Consider the following 21,443-nt stretch of genomic DNA (forward strand, 5'->3'; position numbering starts at 1 on the left):
TTTGCCGGCTCGAGGAAGCGCCGCTTGCGGCTGACACGGCCGTGTCATGCTGCCGTGCAACATATTGCCAGCGCATTCGCGCGGGGTCATTTCAAACCTGTCGGGGCACCAGCCATGGAAATCGCCGATGTCGTTAAGCGCGCCTATGCCATGCCGCTCACCAATCCGTCTTTCCCGCCCGGCCCGTATCGTTTCTTCGATCGCGAATACGTCATCATCACCTACCGCACGACGCGCGAGGCGCTGGAAGCGGTCGTGCCGGCGCCGCTCGAGATAGACGAGCCGCTGGTCAAGTACGAGTTCATCCGCATGCCGGACTCGACCGGCTTCGGCGACTACACCGAAACCGGCCAGGTCATCCCGGTACGCTACAAGGGCCAGCATGGCGGCTATGTCCATTCCATGTATCTCGACGATGACGCGCCGATCGCCGGCGGCCGCGAGCTCTGGGGTTTCCCGAAGAAGCTCGCCAGCCCCAAGATCGTGCATGAAGGCGAAGTGGTGGTGGGCACCCTGCACTATGGCAGCGTTCTGTGCGCCACCGGCACCATGGGCTACAAGCACCGCGAGGCCGATCACGACCAGATTCTGGCCTCGCTCGCCGCGCCCAACTTCCTGATCAAGATCATCCCGCATGTCGACGGCAGCCCGCGCATCTGCGAGCTGGTCCGCTACTACCTCACCGACATCACGCTGAAGGAGGCCTGGACGGCGCCCGCCGCGCTCGATCTTCGCCCGCATGTCATGGCCGACGTCGCCAAGCTGCCTGTGCTGGATATCGTCTCGGCTGTCCACTTCACCGCCGATCTGACGCTCGGCCTGGGCGAAGTCGTGCATGATTACCTCGCGGACTACGGCCGATCGGCTGCCGGCGCGACCAAGCTGGAGAAAGCCGGTGCTTGAGCGCAACCGCAGCAGGGCCGCTGCCGCCACCATTCAGGAAATCACGGCGCAATATGACCGCATCGCCCTGGTCTTCCAGGGCGGTGGCGCGCTCGGCGCCTATCAGGCCGGCGTCTATCAGGCGCTTGCCGATGCCGGCTGCGAGCCGACCTGGCTCTCCGGCGTCTCGATTGGCGCCATCAACGCCTCGATCATCGCCGGTAACGAACCGAGCCGCCGCCTGCAACGGCTGGAACAGTTCTGGCAGACGATCTCCGGTCGCAAGATCTGGGCCTATACGCCCGAAGGCGACATCTACCGCGACATCCGCAACCAGACCTCGTCATTGATGACCATGACCATGGGCCAGCCCGGCTTCTTCAAGCCGCGCAGCCCGAACCCCTGGTTCCAACTGACGGGGGCCGAGGGCGCTACCAGCTTCTACGACACCGCCGAGCTCAAGGACACGCTGGAAAGCCTGATCGACTTCGACGTGCTGAACGACGGCAAGAAGCGGCTGAGCGTCGGCGCCGTCAATGTCAGGACCGGCAACTTCGTCTATTTCGACACCGACAATGTGCGCATCGGACCGGAGCACATCATGGCCAGCGGCGCGCTGCCGCCGGCCTTCCCCTCGATCCGTATCGAGGGCGAGTATTACTGGGATGGCGGCATCGTCTCCAACACGCCGCTGCAATATCTGCTCGACCAGGAGGAGGACCGCTCCTCGCTGGTGTTCCAGGTCGACCTGTTCAGCGCCCGCGGCGTGCTGCCGCGCGGCATGGCCGACGTTCTGTCGCGCCACAAGGACATCATGTATTCCAGCCGCACGCGCCAGAACACCGACAATTTCGAGCGCATCCATGCCTTGAAGATGAAGCTCCTCGACGCGCTGAAGCGCGTGCCGCCGGACCAGCTCAAGGACGGCGAGAAGGAGCTGATCGCCGACTATTCCAACGCCGGCGTGGTCAACATCGTCCACCTGATCTACCAGCACAAAGGCTATGAGGGCCACGCCAAGGACTATGAGTTTTCCGGCACCTCGATGCGCGAGCACTGGGAGATGGGCCAGGAAGACACCGAGCGCACGTTGCGCCACAAGAAGTGGCTGATGCTGCCCGACAATGCCGAGGGCGTCACCATCCACGACCTGCATCGGGAAGATCCAACCTGATACTTGCGTCCGGCCAGGTGCGGCCGGTCGCGCCGTGCGAATTCACACACCCTCACTTGCCGCAACGCGTTCCTCGAAGACGGCCTTGCACGCGGCGCTGCGCTGCTTTCGCCCGGACTGAAGCTTCGTGGGCGCTGACCCGACATTCGCCTCAAGGACGCGCACCACCTGGCTGATCCGATGGCATACCCGAGTTCCGCGACAGCCCTGTGAGAACCGCGGTGCAGGGCACCCTCCACGCCGCCGAGCACACCTTGCCGGACTGTGAAGCCCTACTTCACAGCCCATCAACATTATCGCGAATAGCCGGTTGCGGAAGCGCGGAATACATCTTGCGGGCAAATGCGCTGGGCCGAATGGAGCACTGCTGATGACCGCCGAAGCTGTTTCCACTGCTGTCGTTCCGTCGCGTGACGCCTGGCGTAGCCTGCTATGGTTTGCGCCGCTGGTGGCACTGTGGACGCTGTTGATCTATCGTTGGCCGTTGATCCCGGCCAGTGGCTTTCCGACCACGGTGCACCAACTCGCGGCCCATGGGTTCATCGCGCTGGGTTTGTGGCTCGGCCTCGAACACACGAGCATGGCGCAAGGCCAACGCCGCGTGACCTGGTTGGCGGCCATGATCCCATACACGCTGTGGTTCGCCGTGGCCTGGAGCGCCGCGATCAATGGCGTTTTTCACCCGAGCGCTACGCCTTTACCAATGTTGCCGATGGCGATCTTTCTGCCGGTAATCATCGGCGCGCCGCTGTTGCTGTTCTCCAAGCGGATCGGGCAGGTGCTCGATGCGATGCCGGCGAGCTGGCTCGTCGCGCTTCAGCTCTACCGCGTATTCGGCAGTTGGGCGCTCGCAGCATGGCTGCATGATGCGCTACCCGGCGTGTTCGCGGTGCCAGCGGGCATCGGCGACGTGCTGACCGGACTTTTCGCACTGCCGACGGCGATCGCTTTGGCGACCGGTGCGGCCGGGAGCCGGAGGGCGGCAACGTTCTGGAACATCCTCGGCCTTGCCGACTTCGCGGTCGCGGTTACGATGGGCGTCATCACTTCGCCCGGCCCGTGGCAATTGATCGTTCTCCATGTGCAGAGCATCGGCGCCGGCGATTATCCGGGTGTGCTGACCCCTGGTTTCGTGGTGCCGAGCTCAATCCTGCTGCATGTATTGTCGCTGCGCCAATTGGGCCGCCGCAACAGGATGGAGCTTGCGCGGCGATAGGAGTAGGAGCCGACAAAGAGAAACGACGCCGTTTGCGGCGCCGTTTCTTGTCATGGGCATTCCGCCTTCCGCCTCAGAACACCTGGCGGAGGATCACGAACAACACGAAGGCCAGCGCGATCGAGCAGGGCAGCGTGAGCACCCAGGCGAGCAATAGGTTGCGCACCGTCGACCACTGCAGGCCGGAGCCGTTGGCCGCCATCGTGCCGGCGACGCCTGACGACAGCACGTGCGTGGTCGACACCGGCAGGCCGAGACGGTCGGCCATGCCGATTGTGATCATCGCGACCAGCTCGGCGGCGGCGCCCTGGCCATAGGTCAGGTGGCTTTTGCCGATCTTCTCGCCGACGGTGACGACGATGCGCTTCCAGCCGACCATGGTGCCGAGTCCAAGCGCCAGCGCCACGGCGACCTTCACCCACAGCGGGATGAACTTCGTCGCGTTGTCGACCGCCTTGTGATAGTCGGTGACCGCCTTGAGGTCATCGGCCTGCATCGGCAGCAGCTTTTTCTTGTCGATCAGCTTCAGCGCCTCGCCGATCAGGTAGATGTCGTTGCGCGCGTTGCTGACCAGATCGGTCGGCACCTTGTCGACCGTGGCGTAGGGCTGCAGCCCGGCGGTCGTGTTGTGGATATAGCTCTGCAGGGCGACGGTGGTCTGATCGTTCCATGACTTGCTGCGCACGGCCTCCTGGACAACCGCCTTCGGATCGGCGGCCGTCACGCCTGGCTTGACATACTTGCCCAGCGCCTGCTCGACGGCGACCGAGGCCGACTTGTAAGCTTCGAGGTAATTGATGTCGGGCGTGCGGTTGAGCGCGTAAGCCGTCGGCACCACGCCGATCAGGATCAGCATGATCAGGCCCATGCCCTTCTGCCCGTCATTGGAGCCATGGGCGAAGCTGACGCCTGTGCAGGTAAAGATCAGCAGCGCGCGGATCCACCATGGCGGCGGCGTGTTGCCCTTCGGCGCTTCATAGAGCGCCGGATTGCGCACCAGGAGCTTCATGGCATAGAGCAGGATGGCGGCCGCGAAGAAGCCGACGATCGGCGACACCAGCAAGGTGGTGCCGACATTGGTCGCCTGACCCCAGTCGACGCCGCTGGTGGCGCTGCCTGCCGGCGCCATGAACTGGTTGGCGAGGCCGACGCCGATGATCGAGCCGACCATCGTGTGCGAGCTCGAAGCCGGCAGGCCGAGGAACCAGGTGCCGAGGTTCCACAGAATGGCGGCGACCAGCAGCGCGAACACCATGGCAAAGCCCGAGGACGAGCCGACCTGGAGGATCAGCTCGACCGGCAGCAGCGACAGGATGCCGAAGGCGACCGCCCCGCTCGAGGTCAGCACGCCGAGGAAGTTGAACACGCCCGACCACATGACGGCGAATTCGGCCGGAAGCGAGCGCGTGTAGATGACGGTGGCGACCGCGTTGGCGGTGTCGTGGAAACCGTTGACGAATTCGAAGCCCAGCGCAATCAGCAGCGCGATGCCGAGCAGGATCCAGGGTACCGTCTTGGCAATGGCCAGGTCCTGGCTGAGCGCATAGCCGACATAGATGATGCCGAAGAGCACCAGGACGCCGAAAACCGGCAGGAACCACTTGGCGCCGCCCGATCGTTCTAGGGGATGATTCGGTCTCGGGATTCCCGCCTCACTGGAAACTACGTCCACCATTGTCCCACTCCATTTGCATTGCAGCAAAGAACCAGGAAGAACGCTATGTCCCTAGGATGAAGCTGGTGTGACGCCTGCCCAAATGGGCGTATGGGCCGGCTGTTTATCCGGCTATCTCGAGCAGCGAGGAGATCAGCAGTCGGTGCTCTTTTTGCGAGAGCACGTCTGAATCAAACAGGTTCATGCTGCGCAGCCCTTCGATGGCGAGGAAACAGACAAGCAGCGAGCCGAGATCGTCCGTCTCTCCTTTCAGGCGTTTGAAGAGCTGCCGCTTGAAAGCCTTTATCGGCGTCAGGAAATCGGGATCCTCGGCGATCGCCGAGAACATCCAGGAAGCCGAAGGTTTTGGTTTCTCGCAATCGTCGGCCGAAAGCTGGATATAAGCCGCGAGCGAGCTTTCGTGGCTGGCCTCGGCGATGCGGGCTTCGAGCGCCAGTTCGAACTCGTTGAGGAAATTCTCGACCAGCCCCTGCATCAGCTTGGCCTTGGTCGGGAAATTATAGAGCAACCCACCTTTCGACACGCCGGCGCGGCTGGCAACCGCGTCGAGCGACAGGCTTCCCGGACCCGACTCGCGCGCCACGTCGGCGGCGGCGGCAAGTATCTTTTCGCGTGAATTTGACCTGCGTGCTCTCACCACGGCTCCCTTACATTAGCTTACGCGGAATTGACAACACCGTCCAGCCGGTACAGTAAAGCGCCCGCTGTTTGAAATCGGGACTTATCGTCGATAAGTGTCCCGACATCGATCGTTTTGCCGGTTGCCGGCTCGAGGGGACTGCCCGTGAAGCGCTTTTTCATCATCACCGGATTCTTGCTTTTGCTCGCCCTGGTGTGCGTCGGCATCGTTGGCTTCAACTTCATGCGCGATGCCGGCATCAAGCAGTTCTTCGCCACCATGAAGCCGCCGGCCGCGACGGTCTCGACAGTGATCGCCAAGCCTTCAGAGTGGACCCCCGGCGTCGAGGCGATCGGCACCGTCAATGCCGTGCGCGGTGTCGACCTCACCGTCGAAACCGCCGGCATCGTCAAGAATATCCTCTTCCACGCCAACCAGAAGGTTGCCGCCGACGCGGTGCTCTTGCAATTGGACGACGCCGTCGAGAAGGCCGATCTGGTGGCGCAGAAAGCCCAGGCTGCGTCGGATCAGGCGGCGTTGACCCGCGCGCTGGAACTGCAGCGGCGCGGCGTCGGCACGGACGCCACGCTCGACGCAGCGCGTGCCGCGGCGGACGCCTCGGCTGCGCAGGTGAACAAGCTGCAGGCCGTGCTCGAGCAGAAGCAGCTGACGGCGCCGTTCAACGGCACGGCGGGCATTCCGAGGATCGACATCGGCCAGTATCTGGCGCCCGGCAACTCCGTGGTGACGCTGCAGGATCTCGATACGATGCGCGTCGATTTCACCGTTCCCGAGCAGCAGCTTCCGCTTCTCAAAATCGGCCAGACGGTCCGGCTTGGCACCAGCGGCGGCGACCTGCCATTCGCCGGCTCCATTCGCGGCATCGACCCCAAGATCGACCCGGCGAGCCGGTTGGTGTCGATCCGCGGCGAGGTCGCCAATCCCGAGGGCAGGCTGACCCCGGGCCAGTTCGTACAGGTTCGCGTCGAACTGCCGGAGGAAAACAACGTCATCTCCGTGCCGCAGACGGCGGTGACGTCAAGCCTTTACGGTGACTATGTCTTCGTGGTGGTGCCGGCCAAGCCCGCCGCCGCCGGCGCTGCACCGGCGAAACCGGAAGACCAGAAAGCCGGCGCGGAGAAACCTGCCGGCGATGCTGCCAAGCCGCAAGCCGATGCCTCAAAGCCGGCCTCCGATACGGCAAAGCCCGCCGATAACGCCGCGAAGCCTGCCGACAAGACCGCAGCCGACACCGCCAAGCCTGCCGAAGCGGGGCAGCAACCGGCGCTCGTCATCTCGCAAGTGTTCGTCAAGCTCGGCCGCCGCAACAACGGCATGGTCGAGATCACCCAGGGCCTGAACGCCGGCGACGAGGTCGTCACCGCCGGCCAGAACCGGCTCTTCAACGGCATGTCGGTGGCCGTCGACAACACCATCGATCCCAGCAAATCGGCGAACAAGCAGGTTCAGCAATGAGCTTTTCCGATATCTTCATTCGGCGGCCCGTCCTCTCGACGGTGCTGGCCTGCATGATCCTGCTCCTGGGATTCCAGGCCATCTTCAACCTGTCGATCCGCCAGTATCCGAAGGTTGACGAGACGGCGATCACCATTACCACGGCCTACCCCGGTGCCAGCGCCGATCTGATCCAGGGCTTCATTTCCGCCCCGATCGCGCGTGCCGTCGCCTCGACCGAAAACATCGACTACGTGACTTCGTCGAGCCGCCCGTCCTCCAGCACCGTGACGGTGCAGATGAAGCTCGGCTCCAATCCGGACGTCGCCCTGACCGAGGTGCTGTCCAAGGTCCAGGGCGTGCGCGGCACCTTGCCCGACGCCTCCAAGGACCCGGTGATCGTCAAGGGCACGGGCCAGCAGTTCGCGATGATGTACATCTCGATGCAGAATCCGAACATGACCAAGGAGCAGCTCACCGAATACATCGAGCGCGTCGTGCGGCCACGCATTTCGACGGTCGAGGGCGTCGCCGATGTGCAGATCTTCGGCGCCGAGGAATATTCGATGCGCGTCTGGATCGACCCGATCAAGCTTGCGTCGCGCGGCGTGACGGCGGCCGATGTGCTGACCGCGATCAACAACTCCAACTTCCTCTCCGCCCCCGGCAACACCGAGAACGAATATGTGGTCTCCTCGATCACCGTTCGCTCGACGCTGCAGACGCCCGAGGCCTTCGCCGAGCTTCCGCTACGCTCGACCGACGGCCAGGTCGTGCGGCTGCGCGATGTGGCGCGCGTCGAGCTCGGCGCGGCGAGCACCGACACCAGGGTGAGCTTCAACGGCAAGCCCGGCACCTTCCTCGCTATCTTCCCGACGCCGGCGGCCAACCCGCTGACGACGGCGGCGGCAGTCACCAAGCTCGTGCCGGTGATTCAGGAGACGCTGCCGAAAGGGATGACGATCGAGGTCGTCTACGATTCCACAGAACAGATCAGCGCCTCGATCGAAGAGGTATTCAAGACCATCGTCGAGGCGGTTGCCATCGTCATCGTTGTCATCCTGTTGTTCCTCGGCTCGTTCCGCTCGGTGATGATGCCGATCGTGACCATTCCGCTGTCGCTGATCGGCGTCTGCTTCCTGCTGTTTGCGGTCGGCTACTCGATCAACCTCTTGTCGCTGCTCGCCATGGTTCTGGCGATCGGCCTTGTCGTCGACGACGCGATCGTGGTGGTGGAGAACATCCACCGCCACATGGAAGAAGAAGGCATGTCGCCGATGCAGGCGGCCTTCAACGGCATGCGCGAAATCTTCTCGGCAATCGTCGCCATGACCATCACGCTGGCCGCCGTGTTCGCTCCGCTTGCCTTCACAGGCGGCCTCACCGGCGCGCTGTTTCGCGAATTCGCGGTCACGCTGGCCGGCTCCGTGGTGCTGTCCGGCCTGATCGCCGTCACCATCACGCCGATGATGTCGGCGCGCCTGCTGAAGCCGGGCGCGCACGGCCGCTTCCAGCGCATCGTCGACGGCGCCTTCGGTCGCGTCGAGCGTGTCTACGAGCGGGCGGTCACTGCCTCCTTGAGGAACAGGCCCGTCACGCTGCTGATAGTCGTCGCGCTGGTGTCGCTCACCGGCTTCATGTTCACCAAGACCGCGACCGAACTTGCGCCCGAGGAAGACCAGGGCTTCCTGCTCTCGATCGTGACCGCGCCGCGCTATGCGACCTCGGACTACACCGAGACCTACGTCAACCAGATCCTCGGTCTCGTGAAGGATATTCCCGAAACGCGGGCACAGTTCTCTGCCGTCGCCTTCGGTGGCGCGACCAACGGCGCCTTCGTCGGCTTCGCGTTCAAGGATTGGGCCGAACGCCAGCGCAGTTCGAAGGAGATCCAGGCCGACATCACCGGCCGGCTGGCCAAGGTCGCCGGCGTCGAGGCCTTCGTCTTCGCGCCGCCGACGCTGCCGGGCTCCGGCGGCGGGCTGCCGATCTCCATGGTGGTGCGCTCCACCGGCGATCCTGCCGAGGTCTTCGACCAGGCCGAGAAGATCAAGAAGAAGGCGCAGGCCTCCGGCCGTTTCATCGTCGTGCAGAACTCGATGTCCTACGACGCGCCGCAGGTGACCGTCACCATCGACCGCGAGCGCGCCGCGGCGCTGAATCTGCCGATCGCCGACATCGGCGGCACGCTGACGCTGCTGGTAGGCGGCGCCGAGGTGGCGCAGTTCGACCGCGACTCCAACAGCTATGACATCATCCCGCAGGTGCCGAAGGAATTCCGCGACAATCCCCAGAAGCTCGGCGAGTATTTCGTGCGCAGCGTGGATGGCAAGATGGTACCGCTGTCGGCGGTCGTGAAGATTTCGACCAACGCCTCGCCGGCCGCGATCGAGCAGTTCAATCAGCTGAACTCGGCCACGATCTCTGCTCTTCCCCTGCCCGGCGTGACCACCGGCGACGGCTTGAAGGTGCTCGAGGACCTCGCCAGGGAGACGCTGCCGGACACTTTCTTCATCGACTATTCCGGCCAGTCGCGGCAGGAGAAGGAACAGGGCAACACGATCATTATCGCCTTCGCCGCCGCCGTGCTCGTCATCTACCTGGTGCTGGCCGCGCAGTTCGAGAGCTTCCGCGATCCGCTGATCATCATGATGGCGGTGCCTCTCTCGATCTTCGGCGCCATCGTGCCGCTGAATATCGGGCTGGGCACGCTCAACATCTACACCCAGGTCGGTCTGATCACGCTGATCGGCCTGATCACCAAGCACGGCATTCTACTGGTCGAGTTCGCCAACCAGCAGCGCGAGATCCACGGCATGCGGCGGCGCGACGCCATCATCGCTTCGGCCAAGGTGCGCCTGCGGCCGATCCTGATGACGACTGCGGCCATGGCGCTCGGCGTCGTGCCGCTGATCGTCTCCAGCGGCGCGGGTGCTGCCGCGCGCTACTCGATGGGCCTGGTCATCTTCACCGGCATCCTGGTCGGCACCATGTTCACGCTTTTCGTCGTGCCGATGTTCTACACCTTCATCGCCAGCAAGGACCTGCCGCATCTCGCCGAGAAGCCGGATCCGAAGCTGATGCCGGCGCTACCGACTTAGCAATTTCGGTTTTCCGTCCGGCATTGCGCAAACAAAAAGGAGCGGCGAACAAACCCGTTCCAAATGAAAAGAGGCCGGCATTTTCCCGGCCTCTTTTTTTGGCGGTTGCCCCACGGCTTCGGTCAATTGACCGAAGGCGGCAATCGGCCTGCTACTTGATCCAGCCCGTTACTTGACGATGACGATGCTGGTATTGGCCGCGCCGAAGGCCTCGACGAGCTGGTAGAAGTCGGCCGCGGCATCGGGATGCAGGCGCACGCAACCATGCGAGGCCGGCCGGCCGAGGCGATTGATGGCATAGGTCGCGTGCACGGCGTAGCCGCCGCTGAAGAACACCGAATGCGGCATCGGCGCATTGTCGTACTTCTTCGAATACCACATCTCATGCATGCGGGTCGGCTTGAATGACCCCGTCGGCGTGACATGCGCCCTGTCGCCGGTCGAGACCTTCCAGGCGAAGGTCGGGCGCCCGTCCACGATGACTTCCATGGTCTGTTGCGACAGCGAAACCCGGGCGACAACCTGGTTGGCGTGAGCGGCGTTGCTGCCGAAGATGAGTGCCGCGCCGGTGAGCGCGGCGGCGGCAACGTTGATGAGCTTGGCGGAAATGGCGGTACGCATGACGATCCCTCTCTTTATGCCGGTCCCGCCGGCTTCAAATTCGATGGGCCGTCTTATCGTGGGCACCTGTTTCAAGGCTATTTCGCTTGATGCTCGTTTCTGTTTCGAATCTGTTTCTCAAGGTTAACCGCATCGCCTGGCGAAATTTGCTCGCAGATCCGGGTATGGTTAACGCCAACTGGGCAAAATCCACAAACGAAAGCGCATATGGCCTTGATATGAAAGTCGTTTCGCCGATCTCGAAACCGAATTGCAACAAAGCGCGGCTCGCGCGGCATGATGCGGATACAGGCCGACAGCAGATTTGACGCAACGGGAACAGACATCACCAAACGAAAATGGGTAGGAAATCGAAACTTCGCTCCTGGCTTGTCGGGATCAGCGTCGCGGCCATCGTCCTCGCCGGCACCGGCTCCGTGGCCGGCAACCCGGTGACGCTGGCGGCGAAGACCTCAGGCGAGGTTTCGACACTGCACATGGCTCTGTTCATCGCCACGGTCTGGATTGTTTCCAGCCTGCGTGTCCACCGGCTGAAGGCCCTCTGGCGGGTCGGCCTTCGGTTGATGAGGACGCGCGGCCCCTCCGGCTACTTGCTGCCGAGAGGACCGAAGGCCCGCGCCGCAGCGGGGGGCTCCGTAGGCGGCGCGGGCGCTTCGGGAGTTTCCTGAAGCAGAGACGATTTTCGAGATTGGGGATTAAGACAATGAAGACGAAATTTGCCGCGTCGGTGCTCTCGGCACTGCTTTACGTTCAAGGGTTGCTCGGTTTTGCCGCGCTGGTCACCGTGCTCCTCAAGGACCGCGCCCATGCCGGCGAAATCGCCATCGGCGTGCCGCCCGGCCCGTCAATGCTGGTGGTGCGTTGAAGCATCTATCGGATCCAAGGTGGAAATCAGACTGAGGATCCGATGAAGGGCGAAGAAACTTGTCTTCCTGGCACAATCTCACTCGCTGCGCGGGACCGGCGGATCGAAACGGTAGCCGGCGCCCCTGATGGTGGTGATGGTCTCGGTGTCGAGCTTGCGACGCAGCCGCACGATGCGCGAGTCTATCGAGCGGTCGAAAGCGTCGGCGTTCTCGGCCGGGGCCGCGGCAATGATGTCGTCGCGCGTCAGCACCTTGCGCGGGCTCGACAAAAACAGCTTGAGCAGGGCTACCTGCCCTGGAGAAAGCTGATCCTCCGCGCCCGAGCGATGCATGACCATGGCCGATCGAAGGTCGACGGTGGCGTTTTCCAGCACGATCAATTCCGCCGCTGCCCTGCCGCGTCTGGCCAGCAGGCCACCGATGCGCGCGGCAAGCTCGCGCACGTTGAGCGGGCTTTCGACCACGTCGGCGGCGCCCAGTTCGAGCGCCAGCACCTTGTCGACGAGGTCGCGCGGCCGGCAGATCAGAATGAAGTCCGGACCGCCCTCGCCGCCTCCGCCTTGCCCGCCATAGCGCCTGAGCAGCTCGCGGCTCTCAGCCTGGCTGACGTCGTCGCCGACGACCACGACGTCGATGCCGCCGGCCGAAAGCAGCGTCTCCGCCTCCCATGGCTGGCGTGCCTGGCGCACGTCGTGACCGCGCCGATCGAGATGATCGGCGAGATCGCCCGCCACCACTTCGGCGACGGATACAAGCGCAATGACGGCTCGTGCGGCCATTTTCTCCACCCCGCCACAGACAACTCGAGATGAGTGCTGGACATCATGTTTATACCCAATCTACTTTCCGCTGAAAGCGGGAGCGAGCACGTTGTGAAGGCACGCATCATCGTCGTCGAGGACGAACCGGATCTGAGGGAAGCCGTGGCCGAGTATCTCGGCGCCAGCGGCTATGACGTCGCCACGGCCGAAAATGCCGTGGCCGCGCGCGCGCTGTTCGAGGCGCAGTCCTTCAACCTCGCCATCCTCGACATTGCCATGCCCGGCGAGGACGGGCTGTCGCTCGGCCGCTGGCTGCGCTCGAAAACGCCGATCGGCGTCATCTATGCCACAGCTGCCGGCACCGCGCTCGATCGTATCGTCGGGCTGGAGCTTGGCGCCGACGATTACATCGTCAAGCCGTACGAATTGCGCGAAGTGCTGGCGCGGGTGCGCAGCGTGCTGCGCCGCGTGCCGCAGCCGGCCGCGCCGCAAGCGGCGAAGGCCGAAGCCGGCAACCGCCGCCGCGTGACTTTCGGCGGCTTCCAGGCCGATTTCGACGGCCGCCTGGTCACCGGCGCCGATGGCGCGGTCATCGAGATGGCCAAGAGCGAGTTCGACGTGCTGGAGGTTTTCCTCACCCGCGCCAACCGGCTTTTGACGCGGGCGGCGATTTCGGAAGCCATCGGCTTCGTCGAAGACCCGGAATCCTCGCGCGCGGTCGACATCCGCATCATGCGGTTGCGAAAGAAGATCGAGGCCGATCCCGCGAATCCAAAATTCCTCCGCACGGTGCGCGGCGAAGGCTATATCTTCTCGCTGCCGAGCGGCGACAGCAATTGAACCCGTCGACGCGGGCTTCGAGAGACGTCCGATCATGACTGCTGATCCAGCACGCACCGATATGCATGGCTCGCGTCCAGGCGGCGCCGCGATGGCGGCCGTCCATGTCGTGCGCCGCCTGCGCGAGGCGGGCGACTGGCAGCGTGAGATGGACGTCATACTGGAAACGATGTGCCGCAAAATGGATTGCCAGCGCGGCATCCTGTTTCGTCTGCGTGAACTGCCGGGCGAAGGCTTCGCCCAGTCCGTCGCCGCCTATTGGATCGACCCGGATTTCGGCGGCGAGCTGGCCTCGCCCACCGTGATCATGCAGTCGATCATCAACTCGGACCGGCTGCTGGAGCGGCTGCAGGAGGATGAGCGGCAAGGCAAGATCTTCGCCGGCCACACCCGCGATCTCGAAGGCTTCCTGCGCGCCGATTTCGAGAAGCAGAACATCAAGTCGTTCCTGTCCGTGTCGGTTTTCGCGCATGGCCACCTCTGGGGCACGTTGGCTATCAACGACTGCGTCGGCGAGCGCGAATGGACGGACGAGGAAGAAGCGACGTTGCACATCATCGCTTTGGCCATCGGCGACGCCATCGAGCGTTCTCCATCCGAGGCGCATGTCAGCGAAGTGATCCGCCGCACCATGCTGCAGGCCTCGCTCGACGCCATCATCGTCATCGACGAGTCGGGCTCGATCATCGAATTCAATCCGGCCGCCGAGAAGATGTTCGGCTTCCAACGCAGCGCTATCCTTGGCAAGGATCTGCTCGATACGATCGTTCCGATATACTACCGCAAAGGCTACGCGTCGGGCGCCGACTACATGGCCGGCCGCGGCGCGCCGATGGTCGGCCAGCGACTGGAGACCGTCACCCAGAACGCTGCCGGCGAGATTTTCCCGATCGAATTGACGGCGACGGAGATGCGTGTTGCCGACCGCCGCCTGATCTTCGGCTCGATCCGCGACCTGCGCGAAAAGCTGCAGGCCGAGGAAGAGATCAACCGCCAGCGCGAGAAGCTACACCAGAACGAGAAGATGGCGGCGATGGGCTCGCTACTTGCCGGCGTCTCGCATGAGCTCAACAACCCGCTGGCGGTGGTGGTGGCGCAGTCGACGCTGCTGCATGAATTCGCCAGCGATCCGCAAACCAAGGTGCGGGCCGAGAAGGTGCGCGCCGCCGCCGAGCGCTGCGGCCGCATCGTCAAGAGCTTCCTGTCGATGGTTCGGTTGCACCCGACCGAGCAGGCCGAGACGGATCTCAACCAGGTGATACGCGCGGCGCTCGAAGTCACCGCCTACGGCGCGCGTTCCAGCGGCATCATCATCGACACCGATTTCGCCAACGGGCCGCTGCTTGCCATGGCCGACGCCGACCACGTCACACAAGTCGCGGCGAACTTCCTCATCAACAGCCAGCACGCGCTTGCCGGCATCAACGACGAGCGACGCATCAAGGTGCGGACCTTCCGCAGCGAGCTCGGCAATCCGGGCTTCTCCGTCGAGGACAACGGCCCGGGCATTCCCGAGGCGATCCGCTCGCGCATCTTCGAATCCTATTTCACCACCAAGCCGGTCGGTGTCGGCACCGGCATCGGCCTGTCGATCTCGAAATCGATCGTCGAGAGGCACAATGGCAACATCTGGTTCGAGGAGGTGCAGCCGCATGGCGCGCGCTTCCTCGTGCAATTGCCGGCGATAGCGGGCAACAGCGCAACACCCGGCGAAGGTTCGGCGCGTTCGAGCGGGCTGCGCCATGCATTGGTGATCGACGATGAGCCGGACGTCGCCGCCTCATTGTCCGACATACTCGAACTGATGGGCCTGAAGTCGCGCGTCGTGGCAAGCTGGATATCGGCCGCGGACGTGCTGAACGGTCATATGCCGCCGGACATCGTCTTTTCCGATCTGCGCATGCCGGGCATCAGTGGCATTGCGATCTACCGCGAACTGCTGGCGCAACGGCAGGGGCTGGCGCGACGCTTCGTGTTGGTCACCGGCGACCTGATCGGCGCTAAGGCGGAGATCGAGGCGCTGCCGCCGCACCAGCGGCCGCAGATCCTGGAGAAGCCTTTCTCGACGCTCGACGTCCGCAGCGTCCTCGCGGCGATTGCCGACGAAGCCGCGGCCGATAATGGCGCCCACATCTGAGCGGGACTGGTCTTGCGATGATATGGGTTCGCCAACGGATGCGTGATCGGGCCTGAACTTGCGCCGCCGCAGGATCTGTCGAGATTCAGGTCAAGCCGAGTCGAGGTGGTGGTTAGCGAGAACCGGAACGGAGCGTACTTAGTACGTGAGCACCGGAAGCGCACGGAACCTGCCATTCGCAGGCCGGCTTCACCTGAATACCGGCAGATTCGGGAAAAAAGAGGCTCCCGACCGACGATGCGGCGGGAGCCTGACTGGAGCGCAGGAGGGCGCGCTCAGGGGAGGTCTTAAAAAATATTCGGCGTGTTGGTGAGCGGCGCGGCGTTGGCGATCATGCGCACCGCGCGTGCCCTGTGCTGCCCGGATTGTTCAGCGATGGCCCGCAGGCAGTCGACGCTCTCGGCGCCCCAGTTCTGGCCTTTGCAGGCAAAATCGATCGTGGATTCCGGCAAGCGGGCGGTCTTGAGCGTGGTCTGCGCGCCCTCGACGATATTGGCCGGTGGATTGACCGACGCGAAAGCAGGCCCGAAAGCGGGCGCGGCCAGCATGCCGGCGAAGGCGCAGGCGCCGATCAGCACGAACATCGCCATTGGGTGGTCGCTGGCGCGCTGGCGCAGCGCAAGCTTCGGCCGGCGATCATTGCGCTCCGGCCCGTGCAGACGGCGATTGGTGTCGGTAATCCGGACCTTCGCGAACATCGGCTGTTCCCTTCGTTATCTTTCTTTTTTGCTATGAAACGAACTTAATCGCACCGGGTAACAGCCGAATGGTTGGTGGCGATTACCCGTGTAACAGGACTGAAACAGGCGCCGGGCTCGCCCGGCATGCTCGTCCAGCCACGACAATTCGACTTCCAGCTGCTTGCCGAACATATGCGCCTGCTGGGCCTGGCTGACTGTAAACGACCTCACACAAGCATGCTGAATCGAGCCCGTCGCCCCCTGCTGAGGCGCGCCTGGTATCCACGGGAACCAGCGTGATCCAAGACAGCTGCCCGCGCTCGGAATCGCTGTTTCGCTTCCTCGATTAAGACGCGGATTTTCCGGTATTTTTCCGGCTCTGACGAGCGTTAGCCTGTCTCCATAGAACTTTCATATTCTCACAAGCCATTGCATTTCAATACAAAATATGCCTATATTGAATGAGTATTCAACAAAAAGAAGAGCACATCCATGAACCCGCACCTCCGTGATGTGGCGATCCCCAACGATTGGGACCGGCGGGGTTTGCCGGGATGGAGCTATCACTCCAACGCCATTCTCGAGCTGGAGAAGGAATACGTCTTTCGCAATCATTGGCAGATCGCCGGCCATGTCTGCGATGTGCCGAATCCGGGCGACTATCTGACCATGGACGTCATCGGCGAGCGCGCGCTCATCGTGCGCGGCAAGGACGGCGGCGTGCGCGCCTTCAACAACATGTGCCGCCATCGTGGCAGTCGCGTCGTCGCCGACAGCCGGGGCAGTTGCAAGAACGCGCTGGTGTGCCCGTTCCACGGCTGGGTCTACAATCTCGACGGCACGCTGCGCGGTGCCGCCCGCCCACGCTCTTTCCCCGAGCTCGACAAGACCGAGTTCGGCCTGATGCCGCTCGACCTCGAAATCTGGATGGGCTTCATCTTCATCCGCTTCCGCAAGGGCGGTCCGCAGCCTTCGGTGGCCGAGCTTCTGAAGCCGATCGAAGCCGAAATGGCCCACTACAATGTTGCCGACATGGTGCCGTCCTGGGGCATCTGGACGCAGAAATCGCCGGTCAACTGGAAGTCGGTGCGCGACGTCGACAACGAAGGCTACCACGTTGCCATGGCGCATCCGGCGCTGCAGGACCTCTATGGCGCCACCTATTTCGACGAGCCGTTCATCAATGGTGTGTCGCGCTCCTTCGCCGCCTATAATCCGCATGCCGGAAGGCGCTGGAGCGTGCGCGAGTACATCAAGCTGGCACCCGACGCTTCGCATCTGCCGGAGCATCTGCGCAAGGCCTGGATCTACTACGGCATCTTCCCTAACAACGCGCTGTCGATCATGCCCGAATCCGTGCAGTTCTATCAGGAGTTCCCGCTGTCGACCGGCGAGACGCTGCTGCGCGGCGCCATCTACCGCTACAAGGACGAGACCAGGGAGCAGGCGGCGGCGCGCTACCTCGCCTACCGCATCGACCGCGACACGATGAACGAAGACGTGCAGCTTTCCGTGTGGTCGAATGAATCCATGGTGTCGGAGGCTTTCGAGGGTTTCTACCTCTCCGACCTCGAATATGGCGTGCGCACCCACCACGACCATCTGCGCAAGCAGATACCGGTGCTCAATCTGGAAACCGCACCGGAAGAGAAGGACATGTGGGCGCTGAACGACGCGCTGCGGTCGAAGGGGTGAAGCCTTCCCTTCTCCCCGTTTCACGGGGAGAAGGTGCCCGAAGGGCGGATGAGGGGCGGCGCCAGCGCCTCGCTATTGGCTTGCCGTCAATCTCAGAAGCTATCGTCTGATTTGCAAGGCGGCGCAGCGCAGGTTGGTGAGGTTATCGCCTCAGACGGATGAAGCCCCTCATACGCGCTCAGTGGCCAATGTCAGCGCCGCCCCTCATCCGCCTGCCGGCACCTTCTCCCCGTGAGTGAACGGGGAGAAGGAAAAGACTTCACCCCCGCCAGACACCCTCTTTCCGCAAATCGTCCATCGTGCGCGAGATGCCTTCGCGCAGGATCGCTACCATGTCGTCGATCTGCTCGCGGCCGATGATCAGCGGCGGCGACATCACGCACATGTTGATCAGCGGCCGCACCAGCAGGCCAAGCTCGTGGCAATGCGCGTCGATGCGCTTGCCGACATCCTTGTCGAGCTGCAGCGGATCCTTGCTCTCGCGGTCGGCGACGCATTCGATGCAAGCCATCAGGCCGACGCCACGCACCTCGCCGACCAGCGGCAGCTCTTCCAGCGTCTTCAGCCGCGCCTGGAAATAGGGCGCGATCTCGCGCGTGTGGGCAAGCACGCCCTCTTCCAGCAGGTCGAGGTTCTTCAGCGCCACCGCGCAGCCGATCGGATGGCTGGTGTAGGTCAGCCCATGGCCGAACAGTGCGTCGGGATGGTTGGAGCGGCGCAGCTCTTCGAGCAGCCGTTCAGAGATGACGACGCCGCCAAGCGGGAAATAGCCTGACGTCACGCCCTTGGCGAAAGTGATCATGTCCGGGTCGATGCCGAACACATCGCCGGAGGCAAAGACGTGGCCGAGCCGCCCGAAGCCCGTCACCACCTCATCCGAGACATAGAGAATGTCGTTGTCGCGGCAGATCTCGCGGATGCGCTTGAGATAGCCGTCCGGCGGCACGATGACGCCGCCGGAGGCCTGTACCGGTTCGCCGACGAAGGCACCGATGCGATCGGCGCCGACGCGCGCGATCGCGTCGCGGAACTGGTCGACCAGGAAATCGGTGAAAGCAGAAACGTCCATGCCTTTCGGCCGCCGGAACGGATCGGGCGAGGAAAGCTTGACCACCAGCTCGTCGGCACCGTCCATCCAGTCGCGGTCGCGCGGCCGGCCGTTGAGCGACGCCGACAGATAGGTCGAGCCGTGATAGGCGCCGCCACGGCTGAGAATGAGCTTCTTCTCCGGCCGTCCGCGCACATTGTTGTAGAACTGCATGAAGCGCAGCGCCGTCTCGACAGCCGAAGAGCCACCGGTGGTGAAGAAGGTGTGGCTGAGATCGCCCGGCGCGGCATCGGCGATACGCCGGGCAAGCTCGGCCGAGGGCGCATTCATCGTGTACCAGGGCGTGTTGTAGGACAGCGCCATCGCCTGGTCGTACATGACCTTGGCCAGTTCCTCGCGGCGATGGCCGACATTGATGCACCACATGCCGGCCGGACCGTCGATCAGGCGCTTGCCGGCGGCATCGGTGATGTAGACGCCGTCGCCCTCGGCGATCAGCGCGCGTGCCTCCGCGCCCACCGAACCGGCATAAGGCCAGGGCTGGACGAGGTGTCGCTTGGCGAGCTCGACCGCGCCGTCATCACTGGCCTCGATCATTTCCCGTGCCTTGATATCCCTTACAGCTGCCATCTTAGCCTCGCATTTCAGGTTGCGGATTCCGATGGACACAAAACGAAGCGGAACCTTGGAAATTCGGCCTTTCGTCACTTCATTTTGAATGTCCGTTCAATCAATATTGCAGAAATAGAGCTTGATTTCAATCGGCGGATACGCTCATGATGAAGAAAGCCGGCAAGCCAGGGAGCAATTCCTCTCCAGGCATAAAATGGGAACACGGCGCTGCGAATGGGAAGGCCGCATGGCGGGACAGTCCGAGCCAGCTACCGAAATCACGCCCGGAGCGCTGCAATGACGGCGACGGCGGAAGGATCGCCCCCGTTACGCGTGGTGGGATTGAGACGAAGTCCCCTTCTGCAATCGGAAGCCGTCCAAGGCTTTGCCCTGATCAGCCCGACCTTCGTTTATGCCCTCATTCTTCTCGTCGCGCCGATCCTGGTCGTCATCGCGCATTCGTTCTGGACCCAGGATTACCTCACCATCGACCACACATTCACGCTGGAGAACTACCGGATCGCGCTGACCGAGCCGATCTACCGCGACCTGCTCTGGCGCTCGCTCAACATCTCGCTGACGGTCAGCTTGCTGACGGTGCTGCTTGCCTACCCGATCGCCTATTTCATTTCCTTCCACGGCGGCCGCCACAAGAGCCTGTGGCTGTTCCTCATCACCATCCCGTTCTGGACTAGCTACCTGCTGCGCGTGATGTCTTGGAAGGTGATCCTCGGCTATAACGGCGTGCTCAATTCCGGCCTGATGGGCCTTGGCATCATCGACGAGCCGTCGACCGCGCTGCTCTATAATTCCACCGCCGTCATCATCACGCTCACCCATGCCTGGGCGACCTTCGCCATCCTGCCGATCTTCGTTTCGCTGGAGAAGGTCGACCGCACATTGGTCGAAGCGGCCACCGACCTCGGCGACGGACCGCTGCGCTCTTTCCTGCGCGTGACCCTGCCGCTGTCGGCGCCCGGCGTCATCTCCGCGGCGCTGATCGTCATGATCCCGACCGTCGGCGACTACGTCACGCCCAAACTCGTCGGCGGCAAGGACGGCGTCATGATCGCCAATGCCATCCAGGCGCAATTCGGCAAGGCATCGAACTGGCCGCTGGGCGCTGCGCTCTCCGTCACCACCATGATCATCGTCTCGCTGATGGCTGGCGCCACCGTGCTGGTCTTCCGCGCCCTGCAGAGGCTGGCACGATGACGGCGACAAGACGTTACCTGCCGGGATGGCTGTCGAGCTACGCCGTCCTCTACCTGCTTTTCCTTTATCTGCCGGTGATCTTCCTGCCGATCTTCTCGATCAACACCGCGGCGACGCCGAAATTCCCGCTCTCGGGCGTCACCCTTCATTGGTACGAGGATCTGCCGCGCACGCCGGCTCTGATCGACGCCACCTGGAACAGCCTCATCGTCGGCGTCTCGGCCTCGATCCTCTCGACGGTGCTCGGCATCCTCGCCGCCCGCTCGATCACCCGCTACCGCTATCCCGGCCGCCGCGCCATCAACGGCCTGATCATGGCGCCGCTGGTGCTGCCCGAGGTGATCGTCGCCATCTCGATGCTGCTGGTCTTGCTGCAGCTCGGCTTGAGCCTGTCGCTGTTCACCGTCGTGCTCGGCCACGTGCTGGTCTGCATCCCCTATTCGATGACGGTGCTGACCTCCGGCTTCGAGGGCTTCGACCGCAGCCTCGAGGAGGCCTCTGCCGATCTCGGCGAGAGCGCCTTCGGCACCTTCCGACGCGTGACGCTGCCGATGGTCGCGCCGGCGATCATCTCCAGCCTGCTCGTCTGCTTCACCATATCGCTCGACGAATTCATCATCGCCTTTTTCCTCACCGGCACCGAGGCGACGCTGCCGATCTACATCTGGGGCCAGCTGCGCTTCGCGGCCAAGCTTCCCGGCGTGCTGGCGCTCGGCACTTTGCTGCTCTTTGCGTCCTTCGCGCTGATGACGATTGCCGAAATCCTGCGCCGCCGTGCGGCGAGACGCACCCAGACCGAGGGAGGCCTCTATGCTTGAGCGGGTCCAATCCGAGCGCACCCAATCG

Annotated in this window: 19 protein-coding genes; 13 read left to right on the plus strand and 6 right to left on the minus strand. The window is 63.4% G+C overall.

Annotated elements, in window-relative coordinates; translation table 11 throughout:
- Positions 1–114 precede the first annotated feature (114 nt).
- The 3 genes from F3H96_RS19975 to F3H96_RS19985 all read left to right on the plus strand — a co-directional run bounded on the left by F3H96_RS19975 (position 115) and on the right by F3H96_RS19985 (position 3,272).
- Positions 115–903, plus strand: coding sequence for an acetoacetate decarboxylase (locus F3H96_RS19975; protein WP_149803439.1), 789 nt, complete (start codon positions 115–117; stop codon positions 901–903).
- Positions 896–2,056 (plus strand): patatin-like phospholipase family protein, encoded by a 1,161-nt coding sequence (locus tag F3H96_RS19980; RefSeq protein ID WP_149803440.1) that lies wholly within the window; start codon positions 896–898, stop codon positions 2,054–2,056. Before F3H96_RS19975 ends, F3H96_RS19980 begins: the two co-directional genes overlap by 8 nt.
- 370 nt (positions 2,057–2,426) lie before the next feature.
- Positions 2,427–3,272 carry an MFS transporter gene (locus F3H96_RS19985; protein ID WP_149803441.1) on the plus strand — a complete coding sequence of 282 codons (846 nt, stop codon included), beginning with the start codon at positions 2,427–2,429 and terminating at the stop codon, positions 3,270–3,272.
- A 73-nt stretch (positions 3,273–3,345) separates the two neighbouring features.
- Here F3H96_RS19985 and F3H96_RS19990 read toward each other — a convergent pair whose 3' ends face one another.
- Both F3H96_RS19990 and F3H96_RS19995 read right to left on the minus strand, forming a co-directional pair.
- Positions 3,346–4,947 (minus strand): inorganic phosphate transporter, encoded by a 1,602-nt coding sequence (locus F3H96_RS19990; RefSeq protein WP_149803442.1) that lies wholly within the window; start codon positions 4,945–4,947, stop codon positions 3,346–3,348.
- A 103-nt stretch (positions 4,948–5,050) separates the two neighbouring features.
- A complete protein-coding gene (locus F3H96_RS19995) occupies positions 5,051–5,584 on the minus strand; it encodes a TetR/AcrR family transcriptional regulator (protein WP_149803443.1) in 534 nt (177 codons plus the stop codon).
- Between the two features lie 147 nt (positions 5,585–5,731).
- On the opposite strand from F3H96_RS19995, the gene F3H96_RS20000 reads away from it, so the two are divergent.
- Positions 5,732–7,042, plus strand: a complete 1,311-nt coding sequence (locus F3H96_RS20000; protein WP_244620071.1) for an efflux RND transporter periplasmic adaptor subunit — start codon at positions 5,732–5,734, stop codon at positions 7,040–7,042.
- Positions 7,039–10,122 carry an efflux RND transporter permease subunit gene (locus F3H96_RS20005; protein ID WP_149803444.1) on the plus strand — a complete coding sequence of 1,028 codons (3,084 nt, stop codon included), beginning with the start codon at positions 7,039–7,041 and terminating at the stop codon, positions 10,120–10,122. The genes F3H96_RS20000 and F3H96_RS20005 overlap by 4 nt, the downstream gene beginning before the upstream one ends.
- 168 nt (positions 10,123–10,290) lie before the next feature.
- On the opposite strand, the gene F3H96_RS20010 is transcribed toward F3H96_RS20005, so the two are convergent.
- Positions 10,291–10,743: a L,D-transpeptidase gene (locus tag F3H96_RS20010; protein ID WP_149803445.1), complete on the minus strand. Its 453-nt coding sequence runs from the start codon at positions 10,741–10,743 to the stop codon at positions 10,291–10,293.
- An 86-nt stretch (positions 10,744–10,829) separates the two neighbouring features.
- On the opposite strand from F3H96_RS20010, the gene F3H96_RS20015 reads away from it, so the two are divergent.
- Genes F3H96_RS20015 through F3H96_RS20025 form a run of 3 tightly spaced genes read left to right on the plus strand, consistent with a single transcriptional unit; the run spans position 10,830 to position 11,608 of the window.
- Positions 10,830–11,051 carry a hypothetical protein gene (locus F3H96_RS20015; RefSeq protein WP_149803446.1) on the plus strand — a complete coding sequence of 74 codons (222 nt, stop codon included), beginning with the start codon at positions 10,830–10,832 and terminating at the stop codon, positions 11,049–11,051.
- A gap of 30 nt (positions 11,052–11,081) precedes the next feature.
- Positions 11,082–11,411, plus strand: a complete 330-nt coding sequence (locus F3H96_RS20020) for a hypothetical protein (RefSeq protein ID WP_149803447.1) — start codon at positions 11,082–11,084, stop codon at positions 11,409–11,411.
- Positions 11,412–11,446: 35 nt separating this feature from the next.
- Positions 11,447–11,608: a hypothetical protein gene (locus tag F3H96_RS20025; RefSeq protein WP_149803448.1), complete on the plus strand. Its 162-nt coding sequence runs from the start codon at positions 11,447–11,449 to the stop codon at positions 11,606–11,608.
- Positions 11,609–11,686: 78 nt separating this feature from the next.
- Here F3H96_RS20025 and F3H96_RS20030 read toward each other — a convergent pair whose 3' ends face one another.
- On the minus strand, positions 11,687–12,388 hold the full coding sequence (locus F3H96_RS20030; RefSeq protein ID WP_149803449.1) for a winged helix-turn-helix domain-containing protein: 702 nt from the start codon (positions 12,386–12,388) through the stop codon (positions 11,687–11,689).
- A 93-nt stretch (positions 12,389–12,481) separates the two neighbouring features.
- On the opposite strand from F3H96_RS20030, the gene F3H96_RS20035 reads away from it, so the two are divergent.
- Positions 12,482–13,210, plus strand: a complete 729-nt coding sequence (locus F3H96_RS20035; RefSeq protein WP_244620072.1) for a response regulator transcription factor — start codon at positions 12,482–12,484, stop codon at positions 13,208–13,210.
- Between the two features lie 34 nt (positions 13,211–13,244).
- On the plus strand, positions 13,245–15,347 hold the full coding sequence (locus tag F3H96_RS20040; RefSeq protein WP_188131462.1) for an ATP-binding protein: 2,103 nt from the start codon (positions 13,245–13,247) through the stop codon (positions 15,345–15,347).
- A gap of 287 nt (positions 15,348–15,634) precedes the next feature.
- Here the strand turns inward: F3H96_RS20040 and F3H96_RS20045 are convergent, their stop codons facing one another.
- Positions 15,635–16,045, minus strand: coding sequence for a hypothetical protein (locus F3H96_RS20045; protein ID WP_149803450.1), 411 nt, complete (start codon positions 16,043–16,045; stop codon positions 15,635–15,637).
- A 474-nt stretch (positions 16,046–16,519) separates the two neighbouring features.
- On the opposite strand from F3H96_RS20045, the gene F3H96_RS20050 reads away from it, so the two are divergent.
- Positions 16,520–17,722, plus strand: a complete 1,203-nt coding sequence (locus F3H96_RS20050) for an aromatic ring-hydroxylating dioxygenase subunit alpha (protein ID WP_149803451.1) — start codon at positions 16,520–16,522, stop codon at positions 17,720–17,722.
- Positions 17,723–17,981: 259 nt separating this feature from the next.
- Here F3H96_RS20050 and F3H96_RS20055 read toward each other — a convergent pair whose 3' ends face one another.
- A complete protein-coding gene (locus tag F3H96_RS20055; protein ID WP_149803452.1) occupies positions 17,982–19,400 on the minus strand; it encodes an aminotransferase in 1,419 nt (472 codons plus the stop codon).
- A 279-nt stretch (positions 19,401–19,679) separates the two neighbouring features.
- Between F3H96_RS20055 and F3H96_RS20060 the strand changes: the two genes are divergently transcribed.
- Positions 19,680–20,597, plus strand: coding sequence for an ABC transporter permease (locus F3H96_RS20060; RefSeq protein WP_149803453.1), 918 nt, complete (start codon positions 19,680–19,682; stop codon positions 20,595–20,597).
- Positions 20,594–21,415 carry an ABC transporter permease gene (locus tag F3H96_RS20065; protein ID WP_149803454.1) on the plus strand — a complete coding sequence of 274 codons (822 nt, stop codon included), beginning with the start codon at positions 20,594–20,596 and terminating at the stop codon, positions 21,413–21,415. The genes F3H96_RS20060 and F3H96_RS20065 overlap by 4 nt, the downstream gene beginning before the upstream one ends.
- The last annotated feature ends 28 nt before the right edge of the window (positions 21,416–21,443 follow it).

The organism is Mesorhizobium sp. NFR06, assembly GCF_900115245.1.
Taxonomy (GTDB): Bacteria; Pseudomonadota; Alphaproteobacteria; order Rhizobiales; family Rhizobiaceae; genus Mesorhizobium.